The sequence below is a fragment of the Alistipes sp. UBA1686 genome (assembly GCF_002320215.1).
In the GTDB taxonomy this organism is placed as follows: domain Bacteria; phylum Bacteroidota; class Bacteroidia; order Bacteroidales; family Rikenellaceae; genus Alistipes; species Alistipes onderdonkii.
This window is the reverse complement of the sequence record NZ_DCKA01000016.1, coordinates 281525-300669: the sequence shown is the minus strand read 5'-3', so window position 1 is coordinate 300669 and position 19145 is coordinate 281525. Positions and strand designations below refer to the sequence as shown.

At 57.2% G+C, this 19145-nt stretch carries 11 protein-coding genes and 1 pseudogene; 6 read left to right on the top strand and 6 right to left on the bottom strand.

From position 1 onward, the window contains the following. Positions 1 to 94 precede the first annotated feature (94 nt). The 6 genes and pseudogenes from B3C38_RS07895 to B3C38_RS07870 all read left to right on the top strand — a co-directional run bounded on the left by B3C38_RS07895 (position 95) and on the right by B3C38_RS07870 (position 9479). Positions 95 to 853: a radical SAM protein gene (locus B3C38_RS07895; protein WP_022331785.1), complete on the top strand. Its 759-nt coding sequence runs from the start codon at positions 95 to 97 to the stop codon at positions 851 to 853. After that, positions 850 to 2919 carry a pyruvate formate lyase family protein gene (locus B3C38_RS07890; RefSeq protein WP_286726558.1) on the top strand — a complete coding sequence of 690 codons (2070 nt, stop codon included), beginning with the start codon at positions 850 to 852 and terminating at the stop codon, positions 2917 to 2919. Before B3C38_RS07895 ends, B3C38_RS07890 begins: the two co-directional genes overlap by 4 nt. A gap of 28 nt (positions 2920 to 2947) precedes the next feature. After that, a pseudogene (locus B3C38_RS07885) lies at positions 2948 to 4282 on the top strand (sugar porter family MFS transporter); the annotation flags it as partial. 12 nt (positions 4283 to 4294) lie between these two features. Further along, a complete protein-coding gene (locus tag B3C38_RS07880; RefSeq protein WP_286726557.1) occupies positions 4295 to 6730 on the top strand; it encodes a family 16 glycoside hydrolase in 2436 nt (811 codons plus the stop codon). Between the two features lie 19 nt (positions 6731 to 6749). After that, positions 6750 to 8291 (top strand): alpha-N-arabinofuranosidase, encoded by a 1542-nt coding sequence (locus B3C38_RS07875; RefSeq protein ID WP_286726555.1) that lies wholly within the window; start codon positions 6750 to 6752, stop codon positions 8289 to 8291. A 60-nt stretch (positions 8292 to 8351) separates the two neighbouring features. Beyond that, positions 8352 to 9479: an aldose epimerase family protein gene (locus tag B3C38_RS07870; RefSeq protein ID WP_286726554.1), complete on the top strand. Its 1128-nt coding sequence runs from the start codon at positions 8352 to 8354 to the stop codon at positions 9477 to 9479. 123 nt (positions 9480 to 9602) lie between these two features. Here the strand turns inward: B3C38_RS07870 and B3C38_RS07865 are convergent, their stop codons facing one another. The 6 genes from B3C38_RS07865 to B3C38_RS07840 are packed head-to-tail and all read right to left on the bottom strand — an operon-like array spanning position 9603 to position 19143. Beyond that, entirely contained in the window at positions 9603 to 9902 is a 300-nt protein-coding gene (locus B3C38_RS07865) for a hypothetical protein (RefSeq protein ID WP_276791529.1), read from the bottom strand. Next, positions 9899 to 11182 carry an ATP-binding protein gene (locus B3C38_RS07860; protein ID WP_022333573.1) on the bottom strand — a complete coding sequence of 428 codons (1284 nt, stop codon included), beginning with the start codon at positions 11180 to 11182 and terminating at the stop codon, positions 9899 to 9901. The genes B3C38_RS07865 and B3C38_RS07860 overlap by 4 nt, the downstream gene beginning before the upstream one ends. Then, a complete protein-coding gene (locus tag B3C38_RS07855) occupies positions 11179 to 11736 on the bottom strand; it encodes a hypothetical protein (protein ID WP_141417948.1) in 558 nt (185 codons plus the stop codon). Before B3C38_RS07855 ends, B3C38_RS07860 begins: the two co-directional genes overlap by 4 nt. A gap of 12 nt (positions 11737 to 11748) precedes the next feature. Further along, positions 11749 to 12366 (bottom strand): DUF4157 domain-containing protein, encoded by a 618-nt coding sequence (locus B3C38_RS07850; protein WP_022333575.1) that lies wholly within the window; start codon positions 12364 to 12366, stop codon positions 11749 to 11751. 31 nt (positions 12367 to 12397) lie between these two features. Further along, positions 12398 to 16726: a contractile injection system tape measure protein gene (locus B3C38_RS07845; protein WP_286726550.1), complete on the bottom strand. Its 4329-nt coding sequence runs from the start codon at positions 16724 to 16726 to the stop codon at positions 12398 to 12400. Next, the gene (locus tag B3C38_RS07840) at positions 16723 to 19143 is read right to left on the bottom strand and encodes a hypothetical protein (protein ID WP_022332787.1); all 2421 of its coding nucleotides are present in this window, start codon (positions 19141 to 19143) and stop codon (positions 16723 to 16725) included. Before B3C38_RS07840 ends, B3C38_RS07845 begins: the two co-directional genes overlap by 4 nt. Positions 19144 to 19145: the final 2 nt, after the last annotated feature.

The window sequence follows — 19145 nt, the reverse complement described above, 5'->3', positions numbered from 1 at the left end:
GTACGAACCGGTACGAAAAATAAAAAAAAACATACCAGTTCGTACCAGTATGACGAAATTTTGTTTATATTTGCCCGAAAGATCGTACAGCGCAATGGAGAAAGGGATTGTTTTCAGCATCGAGGAGTTCGCCATACACGACGGGCCGGGTATCCGCACCACCGTTTTCCTGAAAGGGTGCCCGCTTCGCTGTGCCTGGTGCCACAATCCCGAGGGCATTTCCCCCGAGCCGCAGTATATGGATCGCCGCGACGGCCGCACGATGTGCGGGTACGCGATCTGCTCGGGGGAGCTGGCTGGCAAACTGCTGCGCAACAAGGCGGTATACGCCATGAACCGCGGCGGTGTGACGCTCACGGGCGGCGAGCCGCTCCTGCAGGCCGCATTTGCGGCAGAGGTGCTTGCCGCGTTGCAGGCCGCGGGGGTGCATACGGCCGTCGAGACGAGCGGCTATGCCGCGCCGGATGTTTTCCGCCGGGTGGCGGGGCACGCCGATCTGGTGCTGTTCGACGTGAAGCACGCCGACCCGGTGCAGCATCGCCGCTGGACGGGGGTGGACAATGCCCCCATCCTGCGCAATCTGGCATGGCTGTGCACTTCGGGCCGGCCGTTCGTCGTCCGCATCCCGCTGATCCCCGGGGTGAACGATACGCGGGAGAACATGTTGCAGACCTGCCTGCTGATCAAGGATGCCCCGGGGCTGGAGCGGGTCGAGATCCTGCGCTACCACAAGACCGCCGGGGCGAAGTACGCCATGATCGGCCGGACGTATGCCCCCGGTTTCGATACCGGGGCGGAGCCCCGTGTCCACGACGTTTTCAGCGACTACAATCTTAAAACACTCATACAATGAATCCCAGAATCGAAAACCTGCGCGGCTATATCCTCCGCAAAGAGCACCATGTCCTGCGCCGTACCCCGGCCCGGCTCGGGCTGGACAACCTCAATATCGGGTTTGCAGCGGCCGGAATGCCGCCCGTGAGGCGCTCGGCGGAGATGCTCGCAGCCCTGATGCGTGCCGAACAGCCCGTGATCTTGCCGGGCGAAAAGATCGTATTCACCCGCACCGTTACCGAAGTGCCCGAAATCTTCACCCCGCAGGAGTGGGACGGGATCAAGGCGTCGCACTACATCCACGAGCGCGGGACGGTCTGCAACATATCGCCCGACTACGAAACCACCATCCGCCTCGGGCTCGATGCCCGGAAGACCGAAATCGCTTCCCGCCTGGCGGACGATTCGCTCGACCAGGAACAGCGTATCTTCCTGGGGTCGGTGGCGCTCTGCATCGAGGCCGTGCAGGAGCTTACGGGGCGTTACGCCGCCCATGCCCGCGAAGCGGGGCAGGCGGATACGGCCCAAGTGCTCGAGGCCGTGCGTACGCGCGGCGCCCGGTCGCTGCGCGAGGCGCTGCAACTGCTGCGCATCCTCCATTTCGCGATCTGGGAGGCCGGCAATTACCACAATACGCTGGGGCGTTTCGACCAGTACATGTACCCCTATTTCCGCCATGACATCGACAGCGGTGTGCTGACCGAGGAGGAGGCGTTCGACCTGGTGGAAGAGTTCTTCCTCGCATGCAACAAGGACAGCGACCTCTATCCCGGTATGCAGCAGGGCGACAACGGCCAGAGCATGGTGCTGGGCGGCCGCGCCGCAAACGGCGACTACCTTTTCAACCGCCTCTCGGAGATGTGCCTGCGGGCCAGCTGCGAACTGGAGCTGATCGACCCCAAGATCAACATCCGCGTCGACGCGGATACGCCCGACGAAATCTTCTTCCTGGGGTCGCAGCTCACCCGCAAGGGGCTGGGATTCCCGCAGTACAGCAACGACGACGTGATCGTCCCGGGGCTCATGAAGAAAGGCTATTCGGAGCAGGACGCCCGCAATTATGTCGTGGCCGCCTGCTGGGAGTTCATCATCCCCAACCATGCGATGGACATCCCCAACATCGACGCCGTGTCGCTCATCGGCTGCGTGCGCGAGGTGTTGCCCGAATTGGCGGCATGTCCCGACTACGCGGCGTTTTACGGCCTGGTCGAGCGGAAGATCGTCGAAAAGGCCGACGCCATCTGCCGCAAGCACCGCAACCTCTACATCGTCCCCGCACCGATGATGTCGCTGTTGATGGACGGCACCATAGAACGGGCGCAGGACATTTCGCTCGGCTCGCGCTACAACAACTACGGCCTGCACGGCACGGGCATTGCCACGGCGGCCGACTCGCTGGCGGCGCTGCGCAAATTTTACTTCGAGGAGCGCCGTTTCGACGCCCCGACGCTGCTCTCGGCGCTGGAGGACGACTTCCGCGGCGCACCCGAATTACAACGCCTGCTGCGGCGGGAGGCTCCCAAGATGGGGCAGGACGACGACTATGCCGACTCCATCGCCTGCGACCTGCTCGCTTCGTTCGCACGTGCGCTCGAAGGGCGCCGCAACGAGCGGGGCGGCATCTACCGCGCCGGCACCGGTACGGCCATGTACTATGTTTTCCATGCCGCAGGCCTCGGTGCCACGCCCGACGGCCGCAGTGCCGGGGAGATGATCCCCGCCAACTATTCGCCGAGCCTGTTCATCGACCAGCGCGGGCCCGTATCGGTCATCAAATCCTTCACCAAACCGCGTCTGGAGGATGTGGTCAACGGCGGGCCGCTGACCCTCGAGTTCGACCAGTCGGTCTTCAACAACGAGGAGAGCGTCCGCAAACTGGGCATGCTCGTCAAGACCTACATCGCCCTGGGCGGCCACCAGTTGCAGCTCAATACCGTCAGCCGCGAAAAGCTGCTCGACGCCAAGGTGCATCCCGAGCGGCACCGCAACCTGATCGTGCGCGTCTGGGGCTGGAGCGGCTATTTCGTCGAACTGGACGAATGTTACCAGAACCATGTGATCAACCGGATCGAATTCGGCCTCTGAACCGGCGTGAACCGAAACTGAAAACCAACTAATCCGACCTGATATGAAAACATCCGTTAAAGGCTTCATGTTTTATGTCGCCTTCGTCGCTTCGCTCGGCGGCCTTTTGTTCGGCTTCGACACGGCCGTGATCTCCGGTGCCGAAAAGGCGATCCAGGGGATCTATGCGCTCTCGGACTTCGCGCACGGCTTCACGATCGCCACGGCGCTTATCGGCACCATCGTCGGCGCCCTGGTCTGCGGCGGCCCAGCCGAACGCTACGGGCGCCTGCGCTCGCTGAAGGTGATCGCGTGGCTCTACCTGATCTCGGCCGTGGGCAGTGCCGTGATCGTCAACTGGTATTCGTTCATGTTCTTCCGCTTCCTGGGCGGACTGGCCGTCGGCGCCTCGTCGGTCGTGGGGCCGATGTATATCGCCGAGATCTCCCCGTCGCACTGGCGCGGGCGTTTCGTGGCCTTCTTCCAGTTCAACATCGTGCTGGGTATCGTCATCGCCTACCTGACCAATTACTGGATCGTGGGGATTCCCCACGACTGGCAGTGGATGCTGGGCATCGAGGCCGTCCCGGCACTGGCCTTCGGCCTGTTGCTGATGACCGTGCCCGAAAGCCCCCGCTGGCTGCTTATCCGCAGCCGTGACGCCGAGGCGCGCCGTGTACTCGAACGCACCACGCGCGAGAATGTCGAAGCCGAAATGGCCGAGATCCGCGCCTCGCTCGCCGGGGCGGGCGATACGGGCGAGCGGCTTTTCCGGAAAAAATATTTCATCCCCATCCTGCTGGCGTTCCTCATCTCGACGTTCAACCAGCTCACGGGGATCAACGCCATCCTCTACTATGCGCCGCGCCTGTTCGAGATGTCGGGCGTCTTCCGCGAGGGGGCGATGATGCAGTCGATCGTGATCGGCATCACCAACCTCACGTTCACCATGCTGGGCATGTTCCTCATCGACAAGGTGGGGCGGAAGAAGCTCATCGGCGTAGGTGCCGTGGGGATGTTCGTCTCGCTGGTGCTCGTGGCGCGCGGGTTCTGGCTCGAACGCTTCGAAGGTTACTACATGCTCGTCTGCCTGATGGGCTACATCGCCTTCTTCGCCGTGTCGCTGGGCGCTACGATCTGGGTGGTTATTTCCGAGGTCTTCCCCAATTCGGTGCGTGCCAAGGGGCAGGTGCTGGGCAGCATGACCCACTGGGTGTGGTCGGCGCTGCTGTCGTGGTTCTTCCCCGTCTTCCTTTCGGTCGGCGGCACCTATATCTTCGGATTTTTCGCGCTTATTGCCCTCGGCAGCCTTATCTTTGCGATAAAGCTCCCCGAGACCAAGGACAAATCGCTCGAACAGATACAGAAAGAACTGGTAAAATAAAAACCCGGACATATGAACCGTTCCCTGAAAAAAATTCCCCTCGCGGCCTTGTGTGCCGCCATGGCCGCCGCCTGTGCGGGCGGCGCAACGGACGCCACGATCACGGTCGATGCGTCGAAAGTCGAGGGCAGCGTCACCCCCTGGCTTTACGGGGCCTGCATCGAAGACGTCAACCACGAGATTTACGGAGGCCTTTACGACCAGCGGATCTTCGGCGAGAGTTTCGAGGAGCCCGTGCCCAACCCCCTTTTCGACGACTGCTCGGCCTACGAAGGGGAGTGGCAGGTTGCCGGCGACGAGCTGCTCTGTGCCGCTCATGCGGGCGCCAAGCTGGTCTATGACCCGCTGGAGATGGCTGCGGGCGAGGTTGAGACCGAACTGAAATTCACCCGCGGCGGCGGTGGCGACAATGCCGGCCTGCTGGCCGGGGTTTCGGAGCCGGGCAACGGCGCCGACAATTTCCATGGCTACGAGATAAGCCTTGCGGCCGACGGCCGTAAGGTCGTGCTGGGCAAGCATAAGAACAATTTCACGCCGATCGCCGATGCTGCCGTGTCGTGCGACCCCGCACAATGGAACAGGCTGGGATTCAAGACCGACGGCCGCACGTTGCAGGTTTTCCTGAACGGGGCTTGCGTGCTCCGTGCCGAGGACGACGATCCCATGCTGGCCAGGGGCAGGGTCGCCCTGCGTACGTGGAATTCCGAGGCGCGGTTCCGCAACGTGAAGGTTACGGCCGACGGTGCGTCGCGCAAACTCGTGTTCCGCACGACGTCGGCCGTGCAGGTCAGCCGGCAGTGGGACGCCTTTTCGACGGGCGGTGTCGTGGCTGCCTACCGCCACGAGGCGGGGGATGCCTATAACGGCGCCTGCTCGCAGAGCGTGGAATTCGTCTCCGGGACGGGAACCGTCGGCATCGCCAATGCCGGACTGAACCGCTGGGGCATTGCCATGCGCAAGGGGCAGACGTTCGAAGGGCGTCTCTACCTGCGCGGGTCGGGCGATGTGGTCGTGGCGTTGCAGAGTGCCGACGGCACGAAGGAATATGCCTCGCAGCGTATCACGGGCATCGGTGCGGCCTGGAAGAAATTTCCGTTCGAACTGACTGCCGCCGCCGCGGACGGGGATGCCCGCTTCGCCCTCTACCTCGACCGCCCCGGCAGGGTGCAGGCCGATCAGGTGACGCTGATGTCCACGGGCGAAGACCGCTTCCGCGGCCTGCCGCTGCGGGGTGACATCGGGCAGGCGATGGTCGACCAGGGGTTGACCTTCCTGCGTTACGGCGGTACGATGATCAACATTCCGGGCTACCGCTTCAAGAAGATGATCGGCGACCGCGACAAGCGGCCGCCCTACCACGGACACTGGTACCGCTGGTCGACCAACGGCTTCGGCATCGAGGATTTCCTGCAATTCTGCGAGAAGGCGGGCTTCACGGCGGCCTTTGCGGTCAATATCGAAGAGACGCCCCAGGATATGGCCGACATGATCGAGTACCTGAACGGCCCGGTGACGTCGGAGTGGGGGCGCCGGCGTGCCGAGAACGGCCACCCCGAGCCTTACGGCGTGAAATATATCGGCATCGGCAACGAGGAGGTACTCTTCAACGGCGACCGTGCCGACGAATACGACCACTATGTCGAGCGCTTCAACCTGCTGCACGACGCCATCAAGGGCAAAGACCCGTCGGTGAAACTGATCTCCACGGCGTGGTGGCGTGCCGATTCGCCGAGCATGGAACGGACGTTCCGTGCCTTGGATGGCAAAGCCGACTATTGGGACTACCACCCGTGGGCCGACCAGCTCGCCAGCGGCCGGGAGGTCGAGGCCGAACTGCGCCGTATGCGCGAGCTGTTCCTCAGGTGGAACCCTTCCACCACGATGAAATGCGCCATCTTCGAGGAGAACGGCAACCGCCACGACATGCAGCGCGTGCTGGGACACGTTACGCTTCAGAACGCCGTGCGCCGCATGGGCGACTTCGTGCTGACCTCCTGCGCGGCCAATGCCCTGCAACCCTACCGGCAAAACGACAACGGCTGGGATCAGGGGCAGGTTTTCTTCACCCCGTCCCAGGTGTGGGGGATGCCCCCCTATTATGCGCAGCAGATGGCTGCGGCACACCACCGTCCCCTGACGGTCGGCTGCGGGGTCGAGGGCGCTGATGGGGTGCTCGACGTGACGGCAACCCGCAGCCGCGAGGCGGGGAGCGTCGTGCTCCACATCGCCAATACGGGTGCCGAGCCGCTGCGTGTGGGCCTGCGCGTGGACGGGATGGGGAAGGTTTCCCAAGCCCGCATGGTTTCGCTCTCGGGCGACCTCGACGCGGTGAACACCCCCGAAGAGCCGCGCCGCATCGCCCCCGTCGGGCGGGAACTGCCGGCCCGGGCTGCGCAGACTGTCGACATAGCGCCCTACTCCTATACGATCGTGGTGCTGGATGAATAACCCTGAAAAACCGAAGACTATGAATCTGAAAAGAACCATGCTGGCGGCGCTCGTGGCCGCCGTGCTGATCCCCGGCGGGCTTTGGGCGCGCGGGAAAACGGGCAATGCCCGAATCAAGGTCGACATCGAACGCCAAAAGGGCGAAATCGACCGGAATATCTACGGCAACTTCGTCGAGCACCTCGGCCGCTGCATCTACGGCGGGCTTTACGAGCCCGGATCGCCCCTTTCGGACGAGAAGGGCTACCGCCGGGACGTGCTCGAAGCGACGCGGGCGCTTCGCACATCGCTGGTGCGCTGGCCGGGCGGCAACTTCGTCTCGGGCTACCACTGGGAGGACGGCATCGGCCCGCAGGCCGGACGCCCGACGCGCATCGACCTGGCATGGGGCTTCCGCGAGAGCAACGCGTTCGGCACCGATGAGTTCGTCGAGTGGTGCCGCCGTGCCGCGACCGAGCCCTATTTCTGCGTGAACCTCGGCACGGGGACGATGGACGAAGCCCGCAACTGGGTCGAGTACTGCAATGTCGAGAAAGGCACCTACTGGTCTGACCTGCGCCGCCGTAACGGCTACGAGAAACCCCACAAGGTGAAATACTGGGCCCTGGGCAACGAGATGGACGGCCAGTGGCAGATGGGGCACAAGAACGCCGAGGATTACGGCAAGTTCGCCCTCGAGACGGCCAAGCTGATGAAGTGGATCGACCGGGACATCAAACTCGTCGTGGCCGGGTCGAGCGACTACAACGGCAACTGGATCGACTGGAACCGTACCGTGCTGGAGTACCTGAAGAACCACGCCGACTACATCGCCCTGCACAACTACGTCGAGAACCGGAGCAACGATTATTACAAGTTCATGGCCACGACGCGCTTCGCCGAGAAGGCTATCCGCATCACCGAGGGACTGATCGCCGAGGCGATGACCAAGGCCGAACGCAAGGATCCGATCTACATCGCCTTCGACGAGTACAACGTATGGTACCGCGCCAAGGGCGAGGAGGGCAACGAGGAGGTCTACAACCTCGAAGATGCGCTGGTGGTATCGACTTTCCTCAACATCTTCGTCCGCAACGCCCATGTGGTCAAGATGGCCAACATGGCGCAGCTGGTCAACGTCATCGCCCCGATCTTCTCCACCAAGGAAGGTTCGTGGTACCAGACGATCTTCTACCCGTTGCAGCTCTTCGCCACGCATTGCCACGGCACGTCGCTCGACACCTTCGTCGACTGCGACACCTATGCGCTGGGCGGGGAGCGGATCCCTTACCTCGACGTATCGGCGGCCTATGATGGCGAGGCCGGCGAAGTGATCGTGAACGTCACCAACCGCCACCGGGAGCAGGCCATCACGACCGACATCCTCTGCCAGACAGGACGTTTCGACGGCAAGGCGACGGTATACGAGGTCAACGGCCCCGACATCAAGGCCGAGAACTCGATGACCCGTCAGGCCGTGAAAACCGTGACCAAAGAGGCGCAGGCGCGGGGCGACCGGTTCACCTATGCCTTCCCGGCGCACTCGTTCACGCTGATCCGCATCCCCGTCGTAACCGACTGACAGCACCCTGCCCGGAGGCAGGCGCCGTCGGCCCCGGGGGGGCTCCCGAACCCGAATAAAATGAAACAGAACTTATTAATCGTATTTTTTATGGCAGGAATGCTTTCCGGATGCGGCTCCGAGCGGCATTCGCAGGTCTCGCGTGCCGCCTTCCGCTCCACGGTGGACGGCAAGGAGACCGACCTTTACACGTTGAGGAATGCCCGCGGGCTGGAGATGACGGTGACCAATTTCGGCGGCCGCGTCGTCGAATTATGGGTGCCCGACCGCGACGGCAATTTCGCGGACATCGTGCTGGGGCACGACAATCTCGGCGCTTACGTCGATCAAACCGGAGAGCGGTTCCTCGGCGCCACCATCGGCCGTTACGGCAACCGTATCGCCGCAGGGCGCTTTACGCTCGACGGGAAGGAGTATACGCTGCCCCTGAACGACGGCCCCAACAGCCTGCACGGCGGTGCCAAGGGCTTCGACATGGTTGTGTGGGATGTCGTCGAGGTGACGCCGCAGAAGATCGTATTGGCCTGCCTCTCGCCCGACGGCGATCAGGGATACCCCGGGAACCTGAAGGTTACGATGACCTACGAGCTGACCGACGACAACAGCTTCGTCGTCACACACGAGGCCACGACCGACCGTCGTACGGTCGTCAACCTCACGCACCACTCGTTCTTCAACCTGCACGGGGCGGGCGGGCCGCCGATCAACGATCATGAGCTGATGATCGCAGCCGATTTCTTCACGCCCGTCGATTCGACGCTCATCCCCACCGGCCGCCTGATGCCCGTCGAAGGCACGCCTATGGATTTCCGCCGTCCGGCACCGATCGGGTCGCGCCTCGATGCCGATTTCGAACAGCTCCGCCACGGCCACGGCTACGACCACAATTGGGTGCTGTCGCGCAGGAGCGCCCATGACCTGGAGCTGGCGGCTACGGTCTATGAACCCGCTGCGGGGCGTTATATGGAGGTTTGGACGACCGAACCGGGCATTCAGTTCTACGGCGGTAATTTCTTCGACGGCTCCCTGGTCGGCAAGGGCGGCAAATCCTACGGCCGCCGCGCTTCGCTGGCGCTCGAAACCCAGCACTTCCCCGACAGCCCCAACCATCCCGGCTTCCCCTCGACGGTGCTCGGCCCCGGCCAGCGCTACCGCCATGTCTGTGTCTACAAGTTCAGCACCCGGTAGGGGATATCCATATCATAGACACCCCCGGGTTCGTCTTGCGAGTCCGGGTGTGTCGTAGTATCGTAATAGGGGAATGCTCAAAATATTTAAGGCCGGATGCATTTCCGTTATTCGGAACCCATTTTAATCCTTTGGGAAGCGCCAGGTCGTGTAATCGTTATGCCGCAGGTCTTGCATGCGGATGTTGGCCTTTCTCGGCACGCTGTCGCGTTGTTCGGTGCTGACTGGGCCTATGATCCTGTCATCCCATGCGCCGTTCAAATAATCGTATTCCCGGGGTTGGATAATATACCATGTAGGCTGTCCCAAGGAGTCTTGCTGCGCCACAATAATTTTATCGTTGTAATAGACATGTTTAATTGAGCCGGCAATGTAATCCGTAAATTCTTTATGGAAATTAACAGACAACTCTATAATTATCACTCTTTTTCCATATTGATACAATCTTGCAGCATCAGATTATTTAATTTTTTATAATAAATTATCCTGATAGCACACCTTCGTACCACGTTTGCAATCGAGCCTCCGGATAGTTCGGCCTGGGCGGCGGTGGCGATGAGTTCTTCGGCATCATCGCCGAGCCATTGTTTCGGGAGCATATTGCGCCAGAGGACGGCACGAAGTTCCTCATCAGGCATCGGAAAGTAGATGATGGACTGGAACCGGCGGGAAAAGGCTTCGTCGATATTGGATTTCAAGTTGGTGGCAAGGATAACCGTGCCGGGAAAATCTTCAATGCGCTGTAACAGGTAGGCTACTTCCTGGTTGGCATGGCGGTCGTTGGACGTGTTGGTCGAGGTGCGTTTGCCGAAAAGGGCATCCGCCTCGTCGAAGAAGAGAATCCAGTTGCGGTTCTCCGCCATATCGAATACCTTGGCGAGGTTCTTTTCCGTTTCGCCGATATACTTTGATACAATCATAGACAAGTCCACGCGATACACATCCATGTTGTTCTTCTTGCCGAGCAAGGTGGCGGCAAGGGTCTTACCTGTTCCCGGAGGGCCGTAGAACAAGGCTCGGTAGCCGGGTTTGAGGATTCTTTTCAAGCCCCAATCCTCCATGATGGTATGCTGGTGTTCCATCCATGTATTGATTTCTTCCAGCGCCTCATGCGTATTGTAATCCAGTATTATGTCTTCCCACTCCAAAGGCGTGGTAATACGCTTGGCAGGGAAACCGATGCTGTAATCGGGCTTGTACTCTCTGTCAAGCAGCACATGACTCAGGAACTCTTCCGACACTCGCAGTTGTCCACTAAGAAATGGTTCTCCTTCGTTTGCTCCCTCCAATCGCAAAATATTTGAGGTATAGAACCAATGGTTGCGCTGGAACATACGCACAACATCGCAACGCTTTATCGTGTCATCGCCTGCAATGATGAATGCCGCAGTTTCTCCTGTTGGCAGAAAGCCTCCGTGCGACAGACCTTTCCAGCCGCCGAACTGAGTAAACTGCCTGTCGAGAGTCCCATTTTGAAGAAAGAAAGTATCGAGAGCCTGGGGCTTGATGTGCGGCATCAAGGCAAGCATCACAACGACCCTCTCATCAAATGAAATATCTTTACGGTCGGTCAACTCTTCCAACCATTTTCCGGAAGGCAGTCCCAACTGACTTACGGAGGCATTCTCAAAGCCCTGCTGCCGAAAATATACCCCGACCGTCACATTAAGCACCGCTTCAAACCACTCGATATGCTCAGTCATGGATTATAATGATTACCTGTTAATATTTCATATTCTTTTACTGCTCCAATATGTTGCTGTGCATGATACATAGGAATAGTGAGAATCATATCGCAGTTATAGTTGCCTCTGTTATAACGGACTCCTTCAATATGATGCCAGATAAGGTTGCCTGGATTTTGGTAAAACAAATTAGCTTGCTGATAATCTGCATTTCTGCTCCCAGTCATATTTATAGTACATCTGCTGTTATTAATCATATAAAATAGATTAATAGGCAAATGTCTGTTCTGTTGCGGAATTACATTAGCAATAATGTCATTATAGGATGCAAAGTAAAAGTCATTGTAAAATGCAAGAACAAGATAATTCCATATCAATTGAGGAATCTCCCAGTTTCTTATTCTGAAATGCTTGGCAAATGCCTCCGTGAAATCCGTAAAGTAATCGTATATATGTCCTCGCATATTGACATGCCGCTGAATTAAACTAATATTAGCGTGTGAAAAATGATTTTTCCTTTTCCCAGCATCTATGGTTCTGCTTGATTTATGCATCAAAACAGACTCTTTCATAACCTCTGAATTTTAGTAGTTGTTCGCTCTCGCACCCATCACATCGGCCTCGTGTTCGAGTTCGATACAGTCGTTCACCGGCAATCCGCTCACTTCGGTGGTAGGCTCTACACGCCCTGCCATCTGCTGCGCAACATGCCATGCCTCGTGCGGCAGGTGCTGTTCCTGTCCGGGAGCGACATAAATATCCGTTCCTTGTGTGTAGGCTAATGCCTGTACCGTAGCCGGTTCCGGAGAGTTGTAATGCACCCGAACATCGTCCATTGCAAATCCGGAAAGGTCTTCGATACCGGCTTTCAGGTTGTCGGACATACCGGTCTCGTTCCTTTTCTGTTCGGGAGTTTCAAATTTTCCCTGCATAAGTTCATCATCTTCTTCATCGCCCAAGCGTTGTGCCGGTTGCTCGAACTTGCCTTGCAGAAGTTCGGCTTCGTCCTCCTCCCTTTGTACAGGATTTTCGAACTTCCCTTGTAACATTTCATCCTCGTCTTCGAGGCGCTGCACCGGTTCGGCTAAGGCCTGAAGCATCCTGTTCTGACGGTTGTCCGCAAACTCCAATGCGCTCTTGCCACCGCGCTTTTGCTGGATGATGCGTGCCACTTTGTTCCGATACGTTTTTTCCGCTTCCATGATTATAAATTTTTAGTTTATTTATATATGATCAAAAATCGAATTCTCCCTTGTCGCGCCATACGACGTTTATCCTCTTTTCCAGCCACGGCAACTGGACAAGCCGGTACGACCACGGCAGGAAGTCGAGCAGCATATCGTAAGAGCGCCCTTCCACATACAGCACCCATTTGTCCTCCCGTTGTTCCAGTCTGCCCGGACGCTCTATGAAGTTGAGCTGAAATCCTTTTGCCGAAATATTTTTAAACTTCTCACAGTTATTCTTGATTCCGATAATCATTGACTCGATGGTCATTATCTCATAGTCGGCCAGCTTCAATGTCTTGGGTAACGGTACCTGAAAAGGACAACCTGTCAGGATGCGGTTGAACGCAAGCTCCTGCTCCTTGTATTCCTGTGGCTCGTCCGTCACCAACCGTTGCAGGATGAATATCGCCTTGACACGTGCCTCGGTATCTTTCAAATCGCTCCCGTCTTCCGTCAGCAGGCTGAGCATATTGAACAGACGGGGGAGCCATATTATCAGAAGGCAAAGCCCGGCATTCGGAACTTCGATGTACTGCGGCTGTACCGCGTCCTCCAATGATTGCTCGCTGTCGGCAATGTGCAGCCGTGTTTCCACTTCTTTAATGATATTATCCAATGCAAGTTGCCGTTCAGCAGTATTATGGTCTGCCCCGGATGGCCGTTTTCCGGATTCGGGATCGCCTGTCCCGGTAATTTTATTCTTCATATCGCCTTGTGTGTATTGATTATTTGTTGGTAAAATTCTGTCGGATTCCCTATGTTCAGAGTGGTTACTATCTGTTATTCCTGCCTGTTCCTGCACAAGTGCCGGTATTCCACCTTTCCATGCAAGTGGAGCCAGTGTGGAAATATACTTTCTGACAATGATCCGGTTATCTGCATAAGATACCTGTTCGTCCGGATAACCGGCAATAAACCGGATCAATCCTTCCGACAGTACGGATTCCGGAACTTCATATTTATCCGAAACGGCTTCTGTGATTCGGAGCAATGTCCCGCCCAAAGAGAACGATACACCCCCGATCATCTCCAGCCATTCCTCCTTGTCGAGCCAACCGCTCCATTGCCGGAACGGAATGTTTTTCCCGGTTGCACCGTCAGTTGAATAACGGACAAGCGACCACAGCTGCTTCGGCTGCCAACGGGCATAGTGCCGCAACACCTGCGACTTTGCCGTGTCGCTGACAGACGGGGAGATGAGCCAGGCCGCCCAATCATCGAATGTTTCTTCATCGGGATTATCTTCCCGGTTCGTTACTGAAGACATGCCGGTTTCTGTGAAAGCACCGGTTTCGGCATCACCGGTTGTTATCGGGGAACCCGATGCGACCGTATTGATAACTTGCCTTTCAGCCGTTCTCCATTGCCCCTGGCCGGCAGCCGTATATTCCTTGCTTCCGGTAAGGACATAGTGCCAATGAGAAAGAAACTGCCGGATAATTTCCTCCGTATCCATATCACCAATACGCTGCCCCGTAGCCACCAGAAGCAGCAGGGCTTTTGTTATGGAATTGTCCCGTTCCGCGCTGCTGCCCGTAAACAGATTCGTCCCTATGGGTGTGTGTGCCACAATCCTAATGACCAGCATCAAGGTTCCCGAAAGGGTATTATCCGTGTACCGGATAAAGTCCGAAAACAGTTCTCTGTCGGTGATCTCCGCCCATAGGGTAACTGTATTTTCTTCCGATGTGACAGTCGCTTTCACTAAACGCATCGCATTTTCCGGATTCTCATTCATATAACGGCGGAACACATCCCGTTTCTGTGCGGAAGAAAATGCTCTGTTCCGCAGCCATTCGGTAATTCCGGAAATGTCATCCAAATGCTGTTCAAATGCCGTTCGGACTTCGTTCAAGTCCATATCGTTTGTTTGTATTGGCAAATCTTTCTCTGCTGTTGCACTGCAAGCCGTTGTTACATCTTCCGGATTGTCGGTAGTAATTTCAGAAATTACCTTTTCTGACGCTGTTCCGGAAATATTCCGTTCCCCGTATGTCGGTTCCGATATGCAAGTATTCAGTTTTTTCGAACGTATATATTCCCGTATCCGAATCAGCAAAGCCGTTCCGGCAAATAATGAAGTCTGTGACGACTGTCTGATAAACAGCTCGACGACAACTTTAACCTTGTCGTTGCCTGCTATAGCGGAAAGTAACCGTATGGCAAACTCTACATTGTTAGCCGCCGCTACGGTAACGGAATCATTATTCCCGTAGGAAAGTGACACAAACAATGCCTGCCACAGTTCCTTTGCCGGACGGGAGACAAGTCCCGCAACCTTCCCGATATTCTCCACAAGCAAACCTGCGAACTGCATTGCGGAAGTTGCCGCATTCTGGCCGCCTGTCCCGAATGCGTATCCGGCTAACCGCATTGCGATATGCCGAAGCACGATGTCATCAAGCAAGCCGATAACCTTTTCCAGCAACTTTTCCGACTGCAAAGCGAGAACCAGTTCGCTTTCCTTGCCATGATACATATCGAACCATTGCAGGACAAGCATCCTTTGGACTTCTTCGGGAATATCTCCTTTCGACAAAACGGTGTGCAAAACAGAGAGCCGTCGCGTATCGGTGTTTTTTTCATTCTTCATCAACAGGGGTGTTCCCTTTGCAACCGCACAGACAAACTCCCGCAGCGATGCCGGAATATCAATGCCGTCTGCTGCTACCGCACCGGATGAAGCTGCCGCAAATGCAACCGTCCTTCCCGTGATTTCCTGGTGTAACAGTCCTGCAATCCGTACAACCTGCATTGGAATGGATTCCGATGTATGGAACATTCCGGCACCTATGCCCTCCAATACCGCAATATGCAATGCCTCTGTCAACCGGGCACTGTCCGTACCTTTCAGCCAGGAGACGGACGTGGAAGCCCCGTAGAGTACTTGGGACACGGCAGAAACCGCCTCCGACAGTTGCAGCGAGACATGCCCGTTGAGTAGCAGCACGGACGGTTCGTCCATTAAATCCGCCAACAGCGGTATATATCGTCGTTTAGGTTGTGCTTCCAGCCACCGTACCAACAGTTCCGGTTCCTCTTTGACAAGCCGTCTGAGAAATGTCCTCTTGGCACTTTCGGGCAGTTCCGTATTCTCCAGCCACTCCCCGAAAGAGGCGATATGCTTCCTTAGGACGGCCGATGCGGCTGAATACGGGGATATTTCATCTTCTTTCTCACCTGCGGATTGGCGGTCTGCATTTTCGTCCTTTCCCTGTCTTGTCTTAATCAGCGACAGTTGCAGCAGCATATGGTAGAGTTCCCATGCGTAACTGTCCCCGGTAACGGGCGAGCCGTCGGCGTTCAGCCGCTGGTTGTGGTAGATGATGTCCAGCACCGTCAGGTAGTAGTCTGTTCCGAATACTTCCAGCAGGAACTGCACCGTCAGTTCCGCTTTGGAAAGATAGGTGTGGTAGTCCCTTTTCCGGATGAATGACAGCAGCCGCCGGTTCAGGTGAAGCCGGAAATGCCGTTTGTCGCCGAACATCGGCACACCGTTGAACGGGTAGTATTCCAACAACCAGCCGTAGAGCCTGTACCAGTATTCCGGTACGTCGATCTCCGCATGGTTTTCCGTCTCGGCCGCCATGATACGCCTGACAGCGGGATTTTCAAGAAGTTCCGCCATTGCTTCCGTGCTGCATGTCTCCTTTGTCTCATGGATGAGGCGGATGACGGATTGCGGGGCTCTTTCCACCGCCATCGACAGATACCGCTGCTTCTCGTATTGACCGAGTGTCGGGGACAGGAGCCATACGCCAAGCGGCAGGATCTCCGCCAGACGTTCCCTATCCGTTTGCAGGTACAGCCGTTCCATGATATAGGGCTTGGAGGCAATCACGAACAACAGCCTCTGCGCATGATCCTTATCCCTGAAATACCGCAGTTCCTCATGCAGGTCGAAATCCCGCACATCCCATTCGGGCATGCAGAAGCCGTATTCCAGATAATGCAGTAGATTTTCGAACCGTTTTTCACGGGAATATAGACGGGATTTGTCCGTTTCGAGAGATGTCCTGTTGTCCGCACCGTCCGGGAATGAAGGCTGCAAGACTTTCGTCTCTTTAATCTGCCGCAGGAACTCCCGTTCCAGTGCCTCGCGCAACCGCACGGGGAAGCTGCCGTAGAACTCCTCCTGCGGTATGCCGCCCAAATCCAAGTCCAGACGGCCTATCTCCATATAAATATCTTTCTTGTCGTACCGATAGAAGAACTCTTCCAATACATCGGTGACACAACGCTGACAAAAGCCGTCCCAGTCCGCATAAAGTTCCCTGGCGAACAGCTCGTCCGTCATCCTGAACTGGAACGATATGTTGTCAATCAGGGTCATACGCTGTCCTCCTTATGTGCTGTTCCGTCTTCCTGGTCTTTTCCCTCTCCTTTGTGTCCCGGGATGAAATCCATCGAGAGGGCATCCGTCATCTTCTTCAGGTATCTGGCACGGATGTCCGCCGGGGCATTCTCCCTTATGCTCTCTCGCCACCTCTTATATCCGTCCTCGAAATACTGCATCTGCAAGGCGCCGAGCCAGCAGGTCTCCATTTTCAGGTGTGCCGGAATTACCGAACGTGCCAACCGCGTGCACTCTTCGCGGAACCGTGGGGAATGTGTCCTTGCCGTCCAGCCCGTAAACGCCAGCAGCACCGTGAACGGCTCTGCCGGAGTGAACAGGCTCTTTTCCACCACATACACCGCCTCGCACTGCCTGTTCAGCTCACGCAGGTAGCGGCACAGCGTGTTCGCCCATTCGGTGAGTTGCTCCCTGCTGTCCGACCGGCCGAGGTTCATGCGTTTCTCCTCCTCCCTGCCACGGAAGACCAGCAGCCATTCGCTGTTGCCCAGTCCCACGAGATTGTAGTTGCCCAATGCGATTCCCTCACGGAACAGCGAGCCGTTTATCCAGTTCGAGTTGAATATCGGCAGGTTGCGCCTCAGGTTCTCGTCCCGTTTCAGTTTCTCCCCTTTCGTCTGAGGTGGATTGTCCTCCTTTATGGCTTCCACCGATTCGGAAATGAACACGTCATCGTTTATCATCTGCGAGCTCATCAGTCCGCGCAGCCGTTCCCCTTTCTCCCCGTCGCCCATCAGTATCAGATTATGTCCCGGAAGGATATTGCCCACGGTCGTTTCTTCGTCGATGTCGAAATCCAGCAGCAGGGAGAGGTACTTCTTCACGACCGGGACGTTTTCGCCGCCGAATGTTCCCGTCAGGTCGAATGAGCGGGCACGGTCGCGTATCAGGACGGGAAGGGCTTTCAGAAAACGCATCCTGCGGCGCAGGCGGTCGTCCGCCGTCTGCCCGTAGCAGTAGAATTCCGTCAGCCACTCCGGGGCGCTGTCCACTCCGTACAGATTGTCGAGGAAATCCATGTAAAGGTTCCGTAATTCCTCGATGCGGCGGTACCTGTCGTTGGGCTTGGACAGGCCAAGTACTTTCTCCGGCAGGGTTTCCATACGGGAGGGAGTACTGTCCGCATCGTCTATTGAAAGCAGCCTTTTCAGTCCGTTCAGTTCGTTCAGTCCGCGCTGCATCAGCAGGTCGAAAAGTTTCAGGTAGCTGCCGAAATTACGCGCCTCCGCCTTCTGTCCGGCTGGGGTGTCGCGCATGAAATCCCCTTCGGACGTGCCGTAGCACGACGGCAGGTCGCCTGCCAGCGGGCTGTGGCCGTACACGTCACGATAGGTGGATTTGTATGGGGTTCCTTGCTTTTCCCCTGCTTCACGGCGTTTGCCGTCTCCGGTCATTTCGGTGCCGGGCCCCTCCATTTTCTGCATAATCTGGCGCATACGGAACGTGCCGCGCATGAAATATACAGCCTGCATCCGTTCCAGAAAGCCTTTGATGTCCGTGCCCGCCTTTTCCCGCCCCATCCTTACGGTTACGTCCCCGAAGTCTTCGGGTATGTGGAGCGAATAGCCTTCCCTGAAGTCTGTTACGGGATGCCCGATCCTGTCCTTCAGGTAGAGGGTCTTGAACGATACGATGCCCGGTATGCCCTTGAGCTTCCAGTACAGTTCGTTTTCGGTGTCCTTCTGTCCGGGAATCTCCGCCCGGATGTCCTTCACGGGCCCGTCGTACCATTCGTCCTCCCTCACGGGCTGCAGGCTGTCGGATGTGGAGCGCATGATTTCCACGGAGCCGGAAAGGTACTGCATCACCGTCCGGTACACCTGCACGAGTATCTCCGTGGCATCCTGACCGGTCTCTATTTCAAGGTCGGCATGCAGGAAAAGTTCCACGGGCTGTTCCCTCCTTATCTCCCCGAACTGCTCGCAAAGGTTGCGGTGACGGTTCAGGAAACCGCGTACCTTGTCCTCCACGGTACGGTCGTTCCGGAAGAACGGGGAGAGGCGCAGGCTGACATCATACCATCCATGCCTGTCAGGTATGACCTTTACATTCTCCACCATCGGGAAACGGGTCAGTATCGCCCGGCGGTAGTCCTCTGCCGTGACCGGCGCAGAAGGATACACCACTCCTGCGGGAAAGAGGCCGTACCTTTCTCCCATCCATGTGCCGTCTCTACCGGCAAGGTAATCCTCTGGCGCGAAGTTCAGCTTGTAGTCGATTTCCGTTAGGGCGTAGTTCGCCGCATCGGCGATGGTCACGCCTGGATCGCCCGAGTTATAGTCCGTCCACACTTCTCCTGAGAGGCGTTGCAGTTCGGTAAGTGTCTGCCGTTGCAGTTCCGTGTAGAGTTCCTCCCCTTCGGGCGGACGGGTGATGTATAGTTGTCTTTTATCCATAG